The organism is Spirosoma pollinicola, assembly GCF_002831565.1.
In the GTDB taxonomy this organism is placed as follows: Bacteria; Bacteroidota; Bacteroidia; order Cytophagales; family Spirosomataceae; genus Spirosoma; species Spirosoma pollinicola.
Genome location: NZ_CP025096.1, coordinates 3,596,128 through 3,614,545, shown reverse-complemented (window position 1 = coordinate 3,614,545; position 18,418 = coordinate 3,596,128). Strand labels below are relative to the sequence as shown.

The following is an 18,418-nucleotide window of genomic DNA, read 5'->3' as shown; positions in this document are numbered from 1 at the left end:
GTGACGATAACCCGATATAGGTAGTATGAGAGCGGCTTTTCTTCAATCACCCAAACATATTCAACTTCAGGATGTGCCAATACCTGAACCGGGCATTGGCGAAGTACGCGTAAAGTTGAAACTGATTGGTGTATGCGGGTCGGATGTACACCTGTTTTTGGGACATCGACTTTTGGACAAACCAAACATTATTGGTCACGAAGGATTAGGCTACCTTGACAAACTTGGTGCTGGTGTAACAGGCCGAACTATAGGCGAGCGTGTGGTGATAGAGCCTAATATTCCCTGCCGAAACTGTCGATACTGTTATGCAGGCAAGGGTAATATATGCATCAACAAACGTGTATTTGGTGTAAATGAACCCGGTGCCTTTGCCGAATACATTGTCTTGCCCGCCAATTTTTGCTGGACTGTTCCCGATGCCATTTCCGACGAAGACGCCGTAACCATCGAGCCAATGGCCGTAGCCGTTCATGCCCTGCTGACGTCGAGCGCCAAACCCGGCGACACGATTGCGGTGCTTGGTTTGGGAGCCATTGGGCTGTTGCTCACGCACCTTGCTCTCGCCCTGGGTTATCGGGTGTTTGTTACCGAAATCAGCCCCGGCAAGCTCAGAATGGCCGAAAGCCTGGGTGCTGTTGCTCTATGTCCCTCGGGCGATGCAGATAGTCAGGCAGTGGCATTGGCCGATTCCTGGCTAGCAAACGAGGTTTGTGCCGTCTTTGAATGTGCTGGCGCAGTAGCAACGGCTACACTGGCAGCCGCAGCAGCCCCCCGTGGGTCCGAGATCGTGCTGGTAGGCCTTGCCGCGAAGCCAGCGCAGTTTACGCCCCTGAAAATCGCCCGTGAAGGAATATCTATCGTTCCGTCAATTATTTATGATCACCCATTCGACTTCAAACGGACGCTTCAGTTGATTGCCGCCCGTGTAATTCGTCCGGGATTTATTATTTCGCAGCAGGCAAATCTCAACGATTTACAATCGGCCCTGGAAACAGCCGCAAAAGGAGAAGACAGTAAAATTGTGATTTCTGTTTAATTGCTTAGATACTTGTGTTGTTCTTGGGTGCCTTATAAAATGCACACGTCTCAACTATAAAAATACACTGTAGTACTGCCCTGTTAATCTACTAATCAATGACACCCGTAACTGAAACTCCCTCTCAAACTTCGCTGAAAACCCTGATCGACGACTCGCCAATGAGTGGCTTCCAGGTGTTAATGGTCGTGATTTGCTTTATCATGAACATGAACGACGGCATCGACGTGCTGGTGGTGTCGTTTACCGGCTCCGAAATTGTCCGTGAATGGGCTTTGTCGAAGTCAGACCTTGGCTATGTGTTCAGTGCGGGGCTGACAGGTATGACAGCAGGTTGTTTTTTACTAGCTCCCTTTAGCGACAAAATCGGTCGGCGCAAGCTATTTATTATTGCTTTGAGCCTCATAACAGGCGGTATGCTGCTATCGTCTATAGTAAGTGCCTATTATCAGCTGTTGCTTTGCCGACTTATCACGGGCCTGGGTATTGGGGGTATACTGCCCACCTTGGCGGCAGTTGCGGCTGAGTTTTCGAATAATAAGCGACGTGATTTTAATGTCGGAATCGTACAGGCTGGCTGGCCAATCGGCGCTATTCTGGCCGGGTTTTTCACGGCATGGGCGATTCCGGAGTTTGGCTGGCGGTCGGCCTATCTGGCGGCTGGCCTTATTTCGACCCTCATGCTGATTAGTATTATGCTGTTCATGCCCGAGTCACTGGCCTTTTTAGTCGAGCGGCAACCGAAAAATGCACTTCGTCAGATCAACACGCTGCTCTCACGCATGGGTCACATAACGCTGGATAAGCTACCTTCTGCTGGTAATATACACCCCACGGTGCCCTACGCCGACCTGTTTACACCGGCTTACAGAGCGTCGACGTTTCGGCTGTGGATCGGCATTTTCTTTGGTTTTATCACACTCTATACCCTGATGAGCTGGGTACCAACGCTTGCCAAGGAACTTGGAATGCCCTTCGAATTGGCTACGTATGTTGGTACGGCTCTGAACGTGGGAGCATTTTCAGGCGGTCTGGTTTTCGGGCTTGTTGTGGGTCGGGTTGGCCTTCGAAAACTTATTCCTGCATTCATGCTCTTTGCATTCGGGGTAATGCTGCTCTACGGCAACATGAAAATGGGTTATGGACTGGTCTTTTTGATGACATTTTTCATCGGCTTTTTTGTTCAGGGTGGCTTCAATGGTTACTTTCCAACAACAGCGAGGGTGTACCCCTCCGCCATGCGGACAACAGGCGTTGGACTCGCTATGGGCGTCGGTCGATTTGGTGCTATTCTTGGGCCAGCTTTATTTGGTATACTATCTGACATGGGCCTCAGTTTACCCACGCTGTTTAGTTTGTTTTCGTTACCACTGCTTGTAGCGGGGTATATGGCATACACCATTCCATCCAGGAATATAGACGCCTGAGGCTAATTTAAATATGGTGTTGCTACATTTATTTTTATTTATTAGTGTATGGGAATAGCCTCTGATTAATAGACAGTTAAGTTAAAAATCATGAAGTTTTTTAACTTAATTCCATATTAGAGTGTATGGTTAGAAAATAGAAAAAACGATCACTTAAGGTCAAACAAATCATCATTTAAATCCCATTCCCCATTAATCCCGTCAAAAATGATCCGCAGACATACATTATTTAAATACAAAAATTTATCTTTTTTATTTATTTTTAAATAAAAATACCCCAAATTTACATTATGGTAACTAGTTGGTTTTCAGTCCTGTTGCTTGTGTACTTTAATTTAATATAGTAATCTTGTTAATTGTTTTTTATCCATAAAACTTGACTTTGCCCAGTTCGGAGATTGGCGGAACTGGTAAGAAAGTCGTGTTTATATACACTCACATCAAGTATGAAGCGTTCTTTCGTTTTTACGCTTGCTCAGAATAAACATATTTCGGGCCTCGATGAGTATGCGCCCCCACTCATTAATCCAGATTATAACCATGAGCTGGAAGTGGTTTTTGACGATAAACAAGCGCTTCAAGAGTTCACACTACTACTGGCTGCTTATAAACGAGCGGGTAGTGAAGTGGCCCAGCATTTACGCCAATCCCTTTTGGCAGACTACTGTCCCTAGTTAATCCGAGTCCTGAAGCTCTTTGCTTCCACCCTTACCTCGGCCTGACAAATTCGATTGACTGTTTTTCCAACAAGTCCCGTATCCGCCTGAGCCGAATCACACTGGGCTTGTTGCCATCCTTTGCCAGTGCCATAGCCAATCGTACGCATTTTTGTAGATTTGATGTGGACGTTTGCTTGGTAATTTTAAATTCAGTCTCGGGTAAAACAAGTCCAATAAAAAAGTCGAGCAGATTGTTCATGTCATCATTCATGAACACAAAACTAGCACGTATTTACATTTTATGTTTACCGAATAATAAATTCGTAAACATAAAAATTAGACCCAGCGCTTTGCATCAAGTAGTCTTGTAAACTTCGTACTTTTCAGTAAAGACTCACTATGCATTGGTCTGAATGAAATGTCTCCTGTTAATTCTTTCCCTTCTTACATATGAACTTCATGCACAAGCGGACGTGCGTGGATTGGGTAACTATCTCATTGGTGCTACTACTCCCGACTCATTAAAGAAAACAGATTTCGAAGAAGAGCAAGCTCTTGTTAAAGGAACGATAGCGTTGCCATGTACACACATTCGCGTATTCAAAGCAACTACTATCGATATTTCGGGCATTCTCGTTAGCGATCTTTTCCTGTATTTTTACGACAACGTACTATTTAAACTTTCCTGCACCTACACTGATACCTTAAATACAGCCTTTGTGTTAAAACACGGCGAGGGCAAATCTCTGCCCAGGATTAGTGTTCAGTACTGTGTCAGGCGTGAAGACAAGCTCATGCTTATTGGGCGAAGAATCTGGCAAAAAGGTGATTTCGCGGCTGTACTTATCCAGGCCGAAGGGTACAATGCCAGTTGCAGATTAGAAGAAGTAGATCGGCTAACCATTTCCAGTCAGCGGATTTTGGCACTGGCTTCCGATTGTGAATTGCCAAATCCGTATCCCTTTATGGAGGAGTTTGATAGCAGGTTAAACGAGCGCCTATAAGAACGAAGGCAATGATACCAGAACAGAAATGACCTCTATACCCAATCTTGTTAGTCAGGTTGTAACGTATATTCTTAACTGCCCATAACATAATCACTTCCCAGTCGGTTTACTTCATCTGACTTTGAATGTAAACCACCAAGTGACCACTATTAGAAAAATTTTTACTAAAATTTGCCAGACAAGTTGTTTCATGATGCTCACGGCATCGGCCATGATGGCTCAAACAACTGAACCCGCCTGGCCTGCGCAACCGACTATATATTTCCCTCAAGCCCCTCCCATTGGTAAGTGGCGCAAATCTATTGGCGTCGTGTTCACGACCACACCGCCCGAGCTAACGGAAGAAGTTCGTGTGAGCGTGCCTGCCGTTGACTTCAATATTCAGCGAGCTTTGGGAAAGCGTCTTTACTTTGCCGGTCGTATCCAGACTCAGTTCGTGCAGAGCAATCTGGCTGTTGGTATAAAATGGGCCAAACCACTCACCAATCGACTTTCGATAGGGGCCGGGTATGATTTACATGGCTGGTTTGGTGCCTTGCTTATAAAGGATGTGTTCAACAGTCAGGCGTATGGCGTTCAAACGTTTCCAAATCTTTCAGTGGGCTACCGGCTAACAAGGGATCTCCAATTAACGGTGAAGGGAGAGGCTATACTCGACCTTTATTACCGGTCGCAGGTAGGTTCGCTTGCCGTTGAATACAGCCGGAGGACAATCAACGGGGTGGCATTTACCGCTATGCTGGAGCAACCTTTTTACAACAAAACCCATGTTTCGGTGGGCATCAGGGCCGCCTACTCAAACTTCAACTGGCAACTTTGGTCATTGTATGACACGTTTGATCGGAATCTATTATATCCTCAACTTATTTTCGGCTTTATTCTGTGAAACTGACCAATTATATTGCTCTGGGCTTGGTTCTCATAGGCTTTACCAGTTGCCGTAAGGACTATGAAGCGCCTGTCCCTTACACATTTACCAATACCCCCGGTTCCGGGCGATTTGTGCCGACTGTTCGTCAAACAATGGAAGGTGTATATACCGTAACGGATGGTTCCAGTCAGTTCGGTGATCAGGTCGCCTTAAAATGGACGTACACACTGGAGGGCTCTGATACAACACACTACCTCTCTATTTTTACAGGAGTCGACGCTGGTTTTTTCAATCTGGAAGGCACTGCTCAAACCGATAGTTTAGTTGTATCGGGCTACTGGCGTAAACTGGTCAACACCTCAACCGGGCTCTCTCACCTTACACTCAAAGCGAAACATAACGGCCAGCTTCAACCCTACAGCGGCAATCTGGCAACAGGCGATACCCTTGTTCTAACGGGATCATATGGAGAAAAAACCGCCGAACCGACGCAGCCCCTAACGCTTACCTACAAACGCCCCCTGAACAGAAGGCCATTTTCGATTATGGCTCACCGAAGTGGCGGACGTACATCAGACCTGTTGCCCGCATCCGAAAACTCCATCGAGATCATAAAACTAGCCTCTCGCCTTGGAGCAACCGGAATAGAGATTGATGTACGATACACCAAAGACGGTGTACCGATTTTATACCACGACAATACGTTAAATCTGAGACTTATTCAGAAAAGCGGGTTGGCCGGGCCAGTTGAAAACTATACGTATCAGCAACTCAATAGCCTTGTCAGGCTGGTCAACGGCGAAAAAATTCCGACTCTTGAGCAAGCCCTGGAAACTGTTATCAACAATACATCCCTGAGCTTTGTCTGGCTCGATACCAAATACATCGGCCCAATGGACAAGGTGCAGGCGTTGCAACAAACGTTTCGGCAAAAAGCTATACTCGCCCGGCGCGATCTCCGCATTATTATAGGTCTGCCAAGTACCGATGCAGTAGCTTCTTATGAAGCTCTTTCCAACAAAGAGAATACGCCCATTTTATGCGAATTGGATACAGCGACCACCCGTAGTTTAGGCGCTCGTATCTGGGCGCCACGCTGGACGCTCGGTCCACAAACGGAAGAGGTGTTGGCGATGAAAGCAGAAGGTCGAACAGTATTTGTCTGGACACTCGATGAGCCGGAATTTATTCGGGAGTTTATTAGCCAGAATAATTTCGACGGGATTCTGTCTAATTACTCCCCTGTGGTGGCTTACTATCATTATGTTGAACAGCAATAAGCATATGCGCGGTTATTTACATATCATAGCCTGGTTCGTGGGTCTGTTAACGACTGGTTTGACAGCCAACGGGCAACAAAGCGTACAAGTAGATTCGATCAATGCGAAGCGCGGGCCTTATACGTTTGTGGTATCGGCAGGTGGTGGCTTGTCCTATTATTCGACCCACCTCGGCATACCAAATACGCTGGAGCAGGCGCATTTGAGCCGGTTTGGCGCGCCAGGATCACTTCGGCTGATGTGGTATCCCGATCATCGCCTGCGGATGGGCCTGGAAACTGGCTGGACAACAATGTACAGCTATCGGGGGCTGGTAGCGAATGAATCGGCCCATGTATATGTATCGACGGTTCCGGTTTTATTAGTCTTTTCGATGCCACTGGCCTGGCTACGCGGCACCGACCGAAGCCTGACCCGGCGGCTTGCCGTAACCGCCGGAACCGGAGTTTATGTTAATTACTCACGGCTGGATTATGCTGGCATTGTCACGTCTAATACAGCTAGTCCGGGCTGGATGGCGGCAGCCTCATACACCTATCCCATAGGCCGTCGTTTTAGAGTAGCCGGTGAACTTAAATGGTTTGACGCCGTGGCGACCGAAAACGCTGCGTTCACGGCTGAAATTCAACTCGTTTGGCGGGCTTTTTCATGGTAAAAAGCCTCACAAGCGTTGTTAGGTAAAGCATAACGTTATGGAAAAGGAAGAGAATAAACGGGAGATTCTGTTTTTAAGCGATACGCAGGCACCTATGTGGGTGGAGCGGTTAGTCCTTAGAACGCATCAGAATACAAAAGCGACCACAACAATTTTTAACGAAATTGTCCGGCTAAAACCGGCCGTTCTTTATTGGCTTGGTGATATTGTCTCGTTGGGGTATCGAACGACTAAATGGCGGGTCATTGACCAGTTTCTGGCCAACTGTACGGCTGTGGGTACGGCTGTTTATGCCATCATGGGCAATCACGACGTAATGGGGCGACCTCGCAAAGGGGCAAGAAACTTTCAGCAGCGTTTTCCCGAACACAGTCCAACTGGTTATGTGAAAGTAACGGACGCCATTGCGGTTGTTATGCTCAATTCCAATTTCAGCATCATGTCTATTGCCGATTTGGTGAAGCAGCAAACCTGGTATGAGCAAACATTGAAAGATATGGACGAAGACCCAGCCGTGAAGGTGGTTATCGTGACCTGCCACCATGCGCCTTATTCAAATAGTAAGCTGGTGGGTTCGTCCAAACTGGTTCAGCAGCGATTTGTGCCCGCTTATACTCGGTCGCAAAAAGGGCGGCTATTCATTACAGGGCACTCACACGCGTTCGAGCGGTATCAGTTCGAAGGCAAAACGTTTTTAGTGATTGGCGGTGGCGGTGGCTTGCGGCAACCCCTGAATGTATCGCCAAGCCGATTGCCCGATTTGGCAACGGAGTATAAACCGTTGTTTCATTACCTGTCTGTCAGGCGTGAAGGAGAGGGCTTGGTATTAACGTCATACTGCCTCAAAAAAGACTTTTCGGGGTTTTCGGAGGGCTATCATTTCGAAATTCCGGGCCAGGAAGTTTATGCTGCCAAGCCTGATTGAGCAGCGGAGTCATTCCGTGCTTGAGCTAACGTGAATAATACACGGTTTTGTCATCCTGACGATAGGAAGGATCTTCGGTAGGCAAGGTAAATTCATCGCTACCGAAGATCCTTCCTATCGTCAGGATGACAGAACAAAATCAGAGTCAACGTACTTATTATCAATAATTTATGTCTATTGTAATCCATTATTCACGTTAACTTATGAATTAGAGCGCGGATAATACAGATTAGTCCCATAATTATTTCGGCGCTAATCCGTTCAATCCGTGTTATCCGCGTTCCAAATTTTTCTACGGCCTTATTGCTCCTCTATCGTTCCGGCTCCCAGTTCTGAAAACAGCGTTTGCCAATACTGCGTTACGGCGGGGTTATTTTCCTTTATCGACGCGTTTGGCTCGAACGGCAGAATCATCGTGATTTCAGGGCTGCCAATCGTGTAGCGCTTGAGCTGTTCGGCATCGGCTTTTGCCCATTCGTCGGCTTGCGTGTTGTTTTTAGGTGGGGTTACCTGAAAGTCACGCCGGGTGCTTCCTTTCACGCTCTCGACCATATCGCTGAGGTAATACACTTTCACCGTTGCCCCCGACTCGTTGGCTTTGGCAATAACGGGCAGGCTTGCCCAGATGTCGGTTTCCTGATTCGATTTACCCGCGTTTTGTGCGACCAACTGTTGCAATACCCGCTGCCGAATCTGCGCCTTCTCGCGCGATAGCATCATGGTAAATTCCGTTTCGGCGGCTTCGCGGTCGGTAGGGCTGGCAGCTGCTACGTCGTCCATTTCGGAGCGAACGGTCAGGTTTAACGCCCTGGCTTTGGAGGTATTTTCGTGAATAAAATAGACCTCTAACTTGTCGCCCTTCTGCCGTATATTCTGCTCAATGATCTCATTGATAGCCTGTTGGTATTTCTGCCCGACAAACGCTTTATTGACATTGACACTTCGTGTTTTATCTAAAAAAATCAGCGTGTAAACCGGCTCATCAGTTTTGACAGGTTTATCGGTCGAAGACGAACAGGCGGAAAGAAAGCTCAGACTCACTACTGTACAGAAAGCCTGTAGGTATAAAACAAGGTTTCTCTGTGGTAAAAAAAATCGTTGATCCATATTGCTTAGTTCATCAGTTCTGCCCGTAATGTGCTGTCGGCCGGGACGTTGTGATTCCAGTAATTAGTTTGAAGAAATTACTCGCTGAACTGTACTAAACTGAACAGTATACGCCATATCTCCAAGATATGGCGTATACTGTTCAGTTTAGTACAGTTCAGCGAGTAGCCTCAAATTGAATCGTCTTTTCTAAAACGGCTCTGGAGGTCAGAAGGTTGTCTTTACTTTTATAGGTTTCCTCCCAGCCAACGATTTTATGCGGAAACAGACCTTCAAAAATGAGAACGAGCGTTCGGTTGTCGGTGGGGTATTGAATGGTGTAAGCTTTTAGACCTTTCCCCGGATATAAAACGCCCTCATAGTTCGTCAAGGTCAGTTTTGCAGCTAATGGGTCAAGTCGTTGATGGCGAAGCCGGGCGGCCATCGAACCCGGAATGAGTTGTATCTCGCCGGTTGGCAGTTTGTCGGGGTTGAGCCGAATGCGGTTCCAGAGTTCATCTTCCAGCATAAGCTTAGGCACTTCATAAGATTCTTCCACTTCGCTCTCCACATACGACTTGCCGCTAACCTGATAGGCGTTGTTGCGATAGTTGATTTGAAGGTAGCTCTGCCCGGCCCAACTCTGTTCCGATGTGCTGACCTTCAGGGTATTCGGGAAGAGGGAATTATTAATGGGCGTGAATACCGACGTCACAAGGGCGTAGTCAGACACACCTGCATTGAACGTTTTCGAGATGTTCGTTTTCAGTACCGGAATTGCATTCGCACGGGTGGTTTCAGTTGTTGACGTCACCTGTTTATCAGGCAGAAAGTCTTCGGTCATAAAAATTAACGTCGCCTGTCCCGGATTGAGCACGCCGTTCCGGGCCTGTTCAAGTTTGTATGTATTTACTTCCGCTTTGCCACCCAGCCAGTAAGCCGTGAACTCGGCAGATAAGGGCGTTAATGTGGGTTGTGGCGTAGTTGCAGGCTTTTGGAAAATCGTCACCTTCATGGCAAACGCGAACCCAACGGCAAGAATAAGAACAACGAGCAGGAAATTTTTCTGGACGGCTTGTTTCATGAGGTGTTAGTCTGGCTTCGACTACATTGCAAAAGTCTGCCTGTTTCGCTTATCTTACAACTCTTAAGCGAACGAATTACTCAATTATGGCTCAGTTGTACACCCGTCTGCTCTATATTTTTAAGTTTACATTCATCATTCTTCACTCCCTCTCCGCTCAGGTCGAAAAGGCCCCCGCCCGCCATGAGGGAGATGGTCCATTCGGCAAGCTCATTATTCGGGGCGTCACGCTTGTAAACAGCACGGGCGCACCCCCTTATGGCCCAGTCGATATTGTGGTGGAGCGAAACCGCATTACCCAGATTAAACAGGTTGGCTATCCCGGCGTGCCTATTGACCCGAAAAGCCGTCCGCAAGCCGCCCCCGGCGATAAAGAACTGAACTGCGACGGCATGTACCTGATGCCCGGCTTTGTGGATATGCACGGTCACATTGGCGGACAGGCACAGGGCGCTAACGCCGAATATGTTTTCAAACTCTGGCTTGCGCACGGCATCACCACTATTCGCGACCCCTCGTGTGGTAATGGCCTCGATTGGGTGCTTGAACATCGCGCCAAAAGTGATCGAAACGAAATTACAGCCCCGCGCATCAAGGCGTATACCGTGTTTGGACAGGGTGCTAAAGAGCCCATAAACACCCCCGAACAGGCTCGTGCGTGGGTACAGCAAAATGCCAAACGCGGTGCCGATGGCATTAAGTTTTTTGGGGCCGAACCCACTGTCTTTCGGGCCGCTCTGGACGAAAACAAGAAACTCGGCTTGCGGTCGGCCTGCCACCACGCTCAGTTGGAAGTGGCCCGGATGAACGGACTGGCTACCGCCAGAGCGGGCCTTACATCGCTCGAACACTGGTACGGCCTCCCCGAAGCCTTGTTCGATGACAAAACTGTTCAGAATTACCCCGCCGATTATAATTATAACAACGAGCAAAACCGCTTTGAAGAAGCAGGTAACCTCTGGCAGCAAGCCGCTAAACCCGGTACCGAACGCTGGAACAAGGTGATGGACGAACTCATTGCGCTGGATTTTACCCTCGATCCGACCTTCAACATCTACGAAGCCAACCGCGAACTGATGCTGGCCCGGCGAGCGGAGTGGCACGATGACTATACAATGCCCAGCTTATGGCGGTTCTACGGGCCAAGCCGGATTTCACACGGCTCGTATTGGCATTCGTGGGGAACGGAGCAGGAGGTTGCCTGGAAAAAGAACTACCAGCTTTGGATGGCGTTCATTAACGATTATAAAAACAGGGGTGGCCGCGTTACGGCGGGTTCCGATTCGGGCTTCATTTACCAGCTTTACGGCTTCGCCTACATCCGCGAACTCGAACTCCTGCGCGAAGCCGGTTTTCATCCGCTCGAAGTAATCAGGGCCGCTACCTTAAAAGGGGCCGAAGCGCTTGGCATGGCTAGTCAAATTGGGTCTGTTGAAGTAGGCAAACTCGCCGATTTCGTGATTATTGACCAGAATCCACTGGCAAACCTGAAGGTATTGTATGGCACCGGAGCCATTCATCTGAACGATAAGAATGAAGTGGAGCGCGTGGGTGGTGTTACATATACCGTAAAAGATGGGGTCGTTTATGACGCTAAAAAATTACTGGCCGATGTTCGAAAAATGGTTGCAGATGCCAAACAGAAAGAAAACTTCGAGATTACCCAGCCGGGCATGCCAGCTAAGGCAGGAAAAGTAAGTGGAGGAAAAAACTAGATTTATAAGTGGCTACTGAAAATGAAAAAGCTTGTTTTGTTTCTGGTCCTGGTTTGCCTGTTTAGTTCGTTCAAAAATAAGGAGTTGTCGTGGGTGGCCATCGGTGATTCGATTACTTATTTGAATGAGCATCTGAATGAAACCGGAAATCGAATCACTAAAGGCTATATGACTCGGGTGAGCGAAAAATTGCCGTATGTGCATTACATCAATCAGGGCCACAATGGCTGGACTTCGGGTGGGATTGCCGATAAAATTGAAACCTTAGGACTGACCAAAGCCGACGTGTATTCAATCTTTCTGGGCACCAATGATTGGTGGCAGGGGCGGCCATTGGGTCATTTGACTGATTATCAAGATAACACCGGGAATAAGACGGTATATGGGTCGTTCCGCATCATTGTCGACAAACTCCGCAGCCTGAATCCGCAGGCGCCCATCATTTTGATTACACCCATGCAACGGGTAGATTTTGTTTATCTGACAAACTTCAAAAACAATGCATATGGGTCATACAAGGCGAAGAACGGGCAAATGCTCGAAGCTTTTGCGAACGCCATTGACTCAATTGGACGCTACGAAAAGTTTCCGGTCGTTGATCTGTATCACATGCCGGGGTTACAGGCAAAGAAACTGGTCAATTACAAACGCCTGAAAGACCCGACAAGTGGTGTCTATACAAACTACGCCTATCCGAAATTTATAGATGTGCCGTTTAACCCCGAAACAGATGAGTATCCTTATCCGGTTGGGGCGATCAATAAAACATACGATGGTCTGCATCCATCAGACAAAGGCTATGCCATTATTAGCCGGGGTCTGGTCAAAGTGATCAAGCAGTATTAAGCATGTTTGTCGTCATCGTGGTTACTGTATTTAAGCGCTAAACGACGGTTAATTGAATTGTTGAAAAGCGTATTATTTTTCAGTTTTGCCGAGCCTTTATTTTTACTTTCATTGTTTAAAATTGACTAATATTATTTGTAATGGTCATATTTGAGTTTGGTTTATGAAACGAAATAATCTACTCAGCGTCATCTTAATTATGTGCAGCCTAAGCGGCTGTAAAAAATCTGACCCGGACCCGGTCGTAAACAAAGGCTTAAGCGGAAATTGGGCCGGCGACTACCAAACCCAACAGGCAGGCAGTTGTAGCTGGAGTGGCCCAGCCGTAACAGCTACGGCTACCTTCCAGGTCGTTAATAATACCGTCACTGCTATCGTAACCCAAACAGCTGGTCCAACTAGTGTACCCACTCAGTTCACCGGTACTATAGACGGGAACACGGTCAGCCTGAGTACAGCCAATAGCGCGATTTGCAACGGCACGCCCCGTTCTTATATCAGTCGCTTTGGGGGGACGATAAACGGAAGTACTTTAACGTTGGTAAGTCGTGATACGATTTGTCCAGCCCAGGGCTGTATTTTCCTGAAAACAATCAAACTGACCCGGCAATAGATAAGCAGAAATCAACCGCTCGAATCAGTAGCCAACGTTCGGAATTTCCTAAAAACAACTCCAGTAACAGATACGTGAACGTTTTTAGGTTTGACTAGTTGAGATCGTTCATGGCAGTTTTTTTTAACAGCTGTTCACTTAATGAAGCCTTTTCATGAATAGACGGAGTTTTATCAAGAGCAGTTCAGTGGTAAGTCTCTCGACGGCTTCGCTTGCGGTAGCAAGTTGCACATCCAACCAAAAGACTGAGGCAGAAAGCGATTCTGCTGCCTTCATAGACGACTTTGAACTGAATGAAGTTACCCTTGGCGACTTACAGAAAAAAATGCAGGCTGGTCAGTACACATCAGAAGCTATCACGCAACTCTATCTGAACCGTATTGACGCCATTGATAAAAAAGGGCCTGCCCTAAATGCCGTTATCGAAGTCAATCCGGATGCATTATCGATTGCCAAAGCGATGGATGAGGAGCGCAAAGCTGGTAAAATTCGAGGGCCTATGCATGGCATACCTGTGCTGATAAAAGACAATATCGACACCGGCGACAACATGATGACAACCGCTGGTGCTTTGGCGCTGGAGGGCCATAAAGCGGCTAAAGATGCGTTTATCGTCAATAAATTACGGGCTGCCGGAGCCGTTATATTAGGGAAAACAAATCTCAGCGAGTGGGCTAACTTCCGCTCATCGCGGTCGAGTAGTGGCTGGAGCAGCCGGGGCGGCCAAACCAGAAACCCATTTGTGCTGGATCGTAGCCCGTGTGGGTCAAGCTCGGGTTCCGGGTCGGCGGTGTCGGCCAACCTGTGCGCCGTTGCGGTAGGCACCGAAACCGACGGGTCCATCATTGCTCCATCATCGTTTTGTGGGGTGGTTGGAATCAAGCCAACCGTGGGGTTGGTCAGTCGCAGCGGCATAATTCCCATCTCGAAGACGCAGGACACCGCCGGACCAATGGCGCGAACGGTAACCGATGCCGCCATTCTACTGGGTACTATGACAGGCGTTGATCCGGCCGATGCCGTTACGCAGGAAAGTACCGGCAAGGCCGCGACAGATTATACCCGTTTTCTAAACATGGCTGGTTTGTCGGGCAAACGCATTGGCGTTGAGAAATCCTTCCTAAAAGGCCACGAAGGGGTAGTTGGCTTGTATAAACAGGCCATTGAGGTATTGAAAAAACAGGGTGCTACAGTTGTTGAGGTAGACTTGCTCAAAAGCCTGAGCGATATTGGCGGGGCCGAATTTACCGTACTTCAATATGAGTTTAAGGACGGCGTGAACAACTACCTGTCAACGGCCAACGCGGGCGTTAAAACGCTGGCCGACGTGATTGCCTTCAACAAGAAAAACGAGGCCAAAGCCATGCCGTTCTTTAAGCAGGAAACGCTCGAAAGCAGCGACGCCAAAGCTGATCTGACCAGTAAGGAATACACCGATGCATTGGCTAAAACGCGCAGTTCACGCCAGCTCATTGACAAGCTAATGGCAACCAATAAACTGGATGCCATTGGCGGTACCAGTATCGGATTTGCCGGTTGCATCGACCTGATCAACGGCGATTACGACACCGGATTTTATTTTTGTCCGCCAGCGGCTATGGCTGGTTATCCGCACATAACCATCCCTATGGGAACCGTTCATGGGTTGCCCGTCGGTTTTTCGCTGATGGCCCGCGCCTATCAGGAAGGAGAATTAGTGTCGCTGGGCTACGCTTACGAACAGGCATCAAAAAAGCGCATACGGCCTACGTTCACAAAATCATTGATTCCGGGCAACTGAGCTTCAGCTACTCTAGTTACAATGGAAGTTGTTTGAACTTTCATCAGAAGGTGGTTTTTGTCCTTCTGACGAAGGAAGAATCTTAACGTATCCCCACTTCCAGACATGGATGCATTAAGATTCTTCCTTCGTCAGAAGGACAAAAACCATTCTTTGAGCTACTATTCTCAAAAGTTTAACAGGTTCATTACAGGCTAACCAAAAGTAGAACAGGCCGTTAAAGTGGTTTTGTGGGTAGTTTGTTAGTTTGTCAAACATACTCATGCACTCAACGGCTTTTCGTTTACTTGTTTATGGAATTGCGCTCATTCTACCCTTCGCTTGTATCGACCTGGATGATAGTGTATTGCAAAGTACAACTGATATTCTGGTAGTGGAGGGTACCATTACGAACCTGCCTGAGCCACAAATTATTAAACTTAGCCGAGCCCATCCTGACCGGCTGACGGGTCAGTTTAGTACCGTACCTGTTACTCAGGCCAGGATGGATGTACTTGTAGATTCGTCCCGGATCATTGCCTGTCACGAGACTGTTGATGGTAGTTATCAGCTGCCCAGCGATTTTAAAGGACAGATTGGCCATGTCTACCAGCTTCGTTTTACACTCACCGATGGCACCTCCTATACATCTACCCAACAGGTAATGCCCGCCGTCGCGCCAATTGATAAAGTAAGTGCCCGATTCAATCCAGCCAGTTTGTCAACACAGCAGCTAAACGGCTATACCGCAGCCCACGACTTGTTTATTGACAGTCAGGACCCGGCAGATCAACACAATTATTATCGGTGGGAGTGGAAACTCTGGGAACGCCAGTACTGGTGTCACAGTTGCAGGCAGGGTGTTTACGCACCCTATAAGGTGCTGCCTGATGTGTATAAAGACAGGGACTACTTCGTGACAGGTAATGAACCTTATGAAGACTGTTTCAGTCCCAGAGCGGGTAAGGCTGGGGAAGAAGCGCCCGAAGTACCTAAGGAGGATTGGATTTATGATTATCAATGCCGGACCGCCTGCTGGCGAATTATCTATGGCTATGATATTCTGGTCTTTGATGATAAATTCAGCAATGGCGGCCTGATTAGTCAACAAAAAGTGGCTCAAATTCCCTTTTATGACTACGAAGCGGGCCTGATTGATATTCGGCAACTTTCGCTAACCGCCGATGCTTATCGGTATTATAAGCTGTTTCAGGAACAGACACAACATACCGGTGGTCTGGCCGATTCGCCACCTACGGCTTTAGGCGGTAATGTACACCAGATAGGTTATAATCAGGACAATGTAGTGGGTTACTTCTCCGCTTCGGCAGTTTCGCTGGTACACTACTGGCTCGACCGGAAAGACACACAGGGTGCATTAGCCTATGGGGCAACCGGGCCAGTAGATGCACTCCATCCAAAAGGCACATACGCAACTGGCGGAGATGGTCTATTTTTTGCATTTAACTCGCGTCAGCCTAACTTGGAACCGTCACCGCCTTATTTGGGCGAACGTGCAAAAGCCAAAGTTCGATTATGGCCTAACGCCGACCGGCCTCCGCTGGCTCCCTGCCTGCAAAGTGATAATCAAACGCCATTTAAACCCGAGGGTTGGAAGGAGTAGGTCTAGGATTTTTTAGAATTCTGTTTTCTGTACTATAAAGCTATTCCAATGTTTCTTTGTCTACCCCTAAATCCCCTAAAGGGGACTTAATCTAAGCACAAGCAAAGTCCCCTTCAGGGGATTTAGGGGTGGACGATAGAAAGTGGGAACAGTCTCCACAAAAAAACGCAGTCAATCCTGATAGATTGAACTGCGCTTTTGAGGCTCACTATTGTTCTTCAGATTTACTGTTTATTGCTATCAACGACTAAACGTTGGTCGCGGTTGGCAATTTCCCAAGCGGTGTAAAAGACGAGCCGTGCTGATTTTTCGGCTAGTTTGAAGTCAATTTTTTCGATGTCGTCGGTTGGCTTATGGTAGTCCGGGTGCAGGCCGTTGAAATAGAAAATAATGGGTATCTGGTGCTTGGCGAAGTTGTAGTGGTCGGAGCGGTAATAGATACGCTGGGAATCTTTAGGATCGTTGAATTTATAATCCAGCTCCATCCCAATTTCCTTTTTATTCACGTCCTCGCTGATTTTGTGCAGTTCAGATGAGAGTTTGTCTGAGCCGATGACATAAATATAATTGTCCGATTTGCCCAAATGCAGGTCATCGACCCGGCCCACCATGTCGATATTCAAATCGGCAACCGTTTTCTCCAGCGGAATTACCGGACTCATATCGGCATAATACTGAGAGCCTAACAAGCCCTTTTCTTCGCCCGATACGGTCAGGAATAAAATAGACCGGCGTGGACCTTTCCCCGCAGCTTTCGCTTTAGCAAATGCCTGTGCAATCTCCAGCACCGACACCGTGCCCGAGCCATCGTCGTTGGCTCCGTTGTTGATCTGGCCATCGGCACTGATACCAATGTGATCGTAGTGCGATGAAACGATCAATACTTCGTCTTTTTTGTCCGTTCCTTCAATAAAGCCCAGCACATTGGACGATTCGGTCTTTTCGTCGACCCGATCGGCTTTAACCGCCACGCTACCGGCCAGCGACGAAGCTACGGGCTTCGCCGATTGGGTAACCTGACTGATTGTTTGGGTCAATGTGGCCACGGGTGTATTCAACAGGGTGGCGGCCATATCGGACGTAACCAGAAACACACCAATTGAGCTTACATTCTCGGCACCCGCCTTTAAACTCAACCGATTAAACCTCGCCTGCATGGCACTACGCTGCGTAAGTAATTCCTTAAAAGCTGCTGCCGATTCGGCAGAGATGATAAATAATTGCGCGGCTCCTTTTTCTTTTGCCAGCAAACTCTTGGCCCGCCAGCCATTTGGCCCACCCCATTTAGAGGCTTCATTGCTGCCACTCACCAATTTTTTACCATCGGTGGTTTTTGGCTCATCGTCCAGCATCACGAGGGCTTTACCTGTCACATCGCGTCCGGCGTAGTCATCGTAGTTTGCGTCACTAATGCCATAGCCGATAAACAGGGTCTCGTAGGTTGTTTCTGTGGGTAGATACAACAGACCATTCGGCATAAAGTCTTTCTGAGGCTCAAAGCGTTTTCCGCCCGAGCTTACATAAAAATCGCCCCAGTTCTTTTTAAACAGCGTGTATTGCTGTTGATAGGCCATCTTACCATCGTCGGCTTTTACGATGGGCATTAGTCCTTCGGCGGCAAACTGAGTGGCAATGTATTCTGCCGCTTTGCGCTGGCCACGGGTGCCGGTTTCGCGGCCTTCCATATCATCGGCGGCAAGCACGCGAAGGTGTTTTTCAAGGTCAGATGCGGTAATGGTTTTGGCAAATTTTTCCTGCGCAATACTCGAAAAGGGCAGCGCAAGCAGGCCAACGGCCAGCATTAATTGTTGAGAGGTCATTTAACTTT

Annotated in this window: 17 protein-coding genes; 13 read left to right on the top strand and 4 right to left on the bottom strand. The window is 47.9% G+C overall.

The annotated features are described in order from the left end of the window. Nucleotides 1-25 precede the first annotated feature (25 nt). The 3 genes from CWM47_RS15045 (at nt 26) to CWM47_RS15035 (ending at nt 3,140) form a co-directional block, all read left to right on the top strand. Nucleotides 26-1,039, top strand: coding sequence for a zinc-dependent alcohol dehydrogenase (locus tag CWM47_RS15045; protein WP_100988878.1), 1,014 nt, complete (start codon nt 26-28; stop codon nt 1,037-1,039). Nucleotides 1,040-1,137: 98 nt separating this feature from the next. Continuing rightward, nucleotides 1,138-2,466: an MFS transporter gene (locus CWM47_RS15040; protein ID WP_100988876.1), complete on the top strand. Its 1,329-nt coding sequence runs from the start codon at nt 1,138-1,140 to the stop codon at nt 2,464-2,466. Nucleotides 2,467-2,912: 446 nt separating this feature from the next. Continuing rightward, complete coding sequence (locus CWM47_RS15035) at nt 2,913-3,140, top strand: hypothetical protein (protein ID WP_100988874.1); 228 nt, start codon at nt 2,913-2,915, stop codon at nt 3,138-3,140. A 34-nt stretch (nt 3,141-3,174) separates the two neighbouring features. Here the strand turns inward: CWM47_RS15035 and CWM47_RS40235 are convergent, their stop codons facing one another. After that, nucleotides 3,175-3,384 (bottom strand): DUF6965 family protein, encoded by a 210-nt coding sequence (locus tag CWM47_RS40235; RefSeq protein ID WP_394342016.1) that lies wholly within the window; start codon nt 3,382-3,384, stop codon nt 3,175-3,177. 154 nt (nt 3,385-3,538) lie between these two features. On the opposite strand from CWM47_RS40235, the gene CWM47_RS15025 reads away from it, so the two are divergent. The 5 genes from CWM47_RS15025 (at nt 3,539) to CWM47_RS15005 (ending at nt 7,863) form a co-directional block, all read left to right on the top strand. Beyond that, entirely contained in the window at nt 3,539-4,129 is a 591-nt protein-coding gene (locus tag CWM47_RS15025; RefSeq protein WP_100988870.1) for a hypothetical protein, read from the top strand. A gap of 193 nt (nt 4,130-4,322) precedes the next feature. Then, the gene (locus CWM47_RS15020; protein WP_240625912.1) at nt 4,323-5,018 is read left to right on the top strand and encodes a hypothetical protein; all 696 of its coding nucleotides are present in this window, start codon (nt 4,323-4,325) and stop codon (nt 5,016-5,018) included. Next, complete coding sequence (locus tag CWM47_RS15015) at nt 5,015-6,283, top strand: glycerophosphodiester phosphodiesterase (RefSeq protein ID WP_100988868.1); 1,269 nt, start codon at nt 5,015-5,017, stop codon at nt 6,281-6,283. Before CWM47_RS15020 ends, CWM47_RS15015 begins: the two co-directional genes overlap by 4 nt. A gap of 4 nt (nt 6,284-6,287) precedes the next feature. After that, a complete protein-coding gene (locus CWM47_RS15010) occupies nt 6,288-6,938 on the top strand; it encodes a hypothetical protein (protein WP_240625911.1) in 651 nt (216 codons plus the stop codon). 37 nt (nt 6,939-6,975) lie between these two features. Then, on the top strand, nt 6,976-7,863 hold the full coding sequence (locus CWM47_RS15005) for a metallophosphoesterase family protein (protein WP_100988864.1): 888 nt from the start codon (nt 6,976-6,978) through the stop codon (nt 7,861-7,863). A 300-nt stretch (nt 7,864-8,163) separates the two neighbouring features. Here CWM47_RS15005 and CWM47_RS15000 read toward each other — a convergent pair whose 3' ends face one another. Together CWM47_RS15000 and CWM47_RS14995 are read right to left on the bottom strand one after the other, a co-directional pair. Further along, complete coding sequence (locus tag CWM47_RS15000) at nt 8,164-8,970, bottom strand: hypothetical protein (RefSeq protein WP_100988862.1); 807 nt, start codon at nt 8,968-8,970, stop codon at nt 8,164-8,166. A gap of 157 nt (nt 8,971-9,127) precedes the next feature. Next, nucleotides 9,128-10,033, bottom strand: coding sequence for a hypothetical protein (locus tag CWM47_RS14995; RefSeq protein ID WP_100988861.1), 906 nt, complete (start codon nt 10,031-10,033; stop codon nt 9,128-9,130). Nucleotides 10,034-10,119: 86 nt separating this feature from the next. Between CWM47_RS14995 and CWM47_RS14990 the strand changes: the two genes are divergently transcribed. From CWM47_RS14990 to CWM47_RS14970, 5 genes are all read left to right on the top strand, one after another. Then, nucleotides 10,120-11,748, top strand: a complete 1,629-nt coding sequence (locus CWM47_RS14990; RefSeq protein WP_100988859.1) for an amidohydrolase family protein — start codon at nt 10,120-10,122, stop codon at nt 11,746-11,748. Nucleotides 11,749-11,769: 21 nt separating this feature from the next. Further along, complete coding sequence (locus tag CWM47_RS14985) at nt 11,770-12,594, top strand: SGNH/GDSL hydrolase family protein (protein WP_100988857.1); 825 nt, start codon at nt 11,770-11,772, stop codon at nt 12,592-12,594. Between the two features lie 163 nt (nt 12,595-12,757). Then, nucleotides 12,758-13,207 (top strand): HupA family protein, encoded by a 450-nt coding sequence (locus CWM47_RS14980; protein WP_157815971.1) that lies wholly within the window; start codon nt 12,758-12,760, stop codon nt 13,205-13,207. Nucleotides 13,208-13,361: 154 nt separating this feature from the next. Then, on the top strand, nt 13,362-14,987 hold the full coding sequence (locus CWM47_RS14975; protein ID WP_100988853.1) for an amidase: 1,626 nt from the start codon (nt 13,362-13,364) through the stop codon (nt 14,985-14,987). Nucleotides 14,988-15,249: 262 nt separating this feature from the next. After that, a complete protein-coding gene (locus CWM47_RS14970) occupies nt 15,250-16,590 on the top strand; it encodes a DUF4249 domain-containing protein (RefSeq protein ID WP_100988851.1) in 1,341 nt (446 codons plus the stop codon). 224 nt (nt 16,591-16,814) lie between these two features. Here CWM47_RS14970 and CWM47_RS14965 read toward each other — a convergent pair whose 3' ends face one another. Continuing rightward, a complete protein-coding gene (locus CWM47_RS14965) occupies nt 16,815-18,410 on the bottom strand; it encodes a M28 family peptidase (protein WP_100988850.1) in 1,596 nt (531 codons plus the stop codon). Nucleotides 18,411-18,418 lie beyond the last annotated feature (8 nt).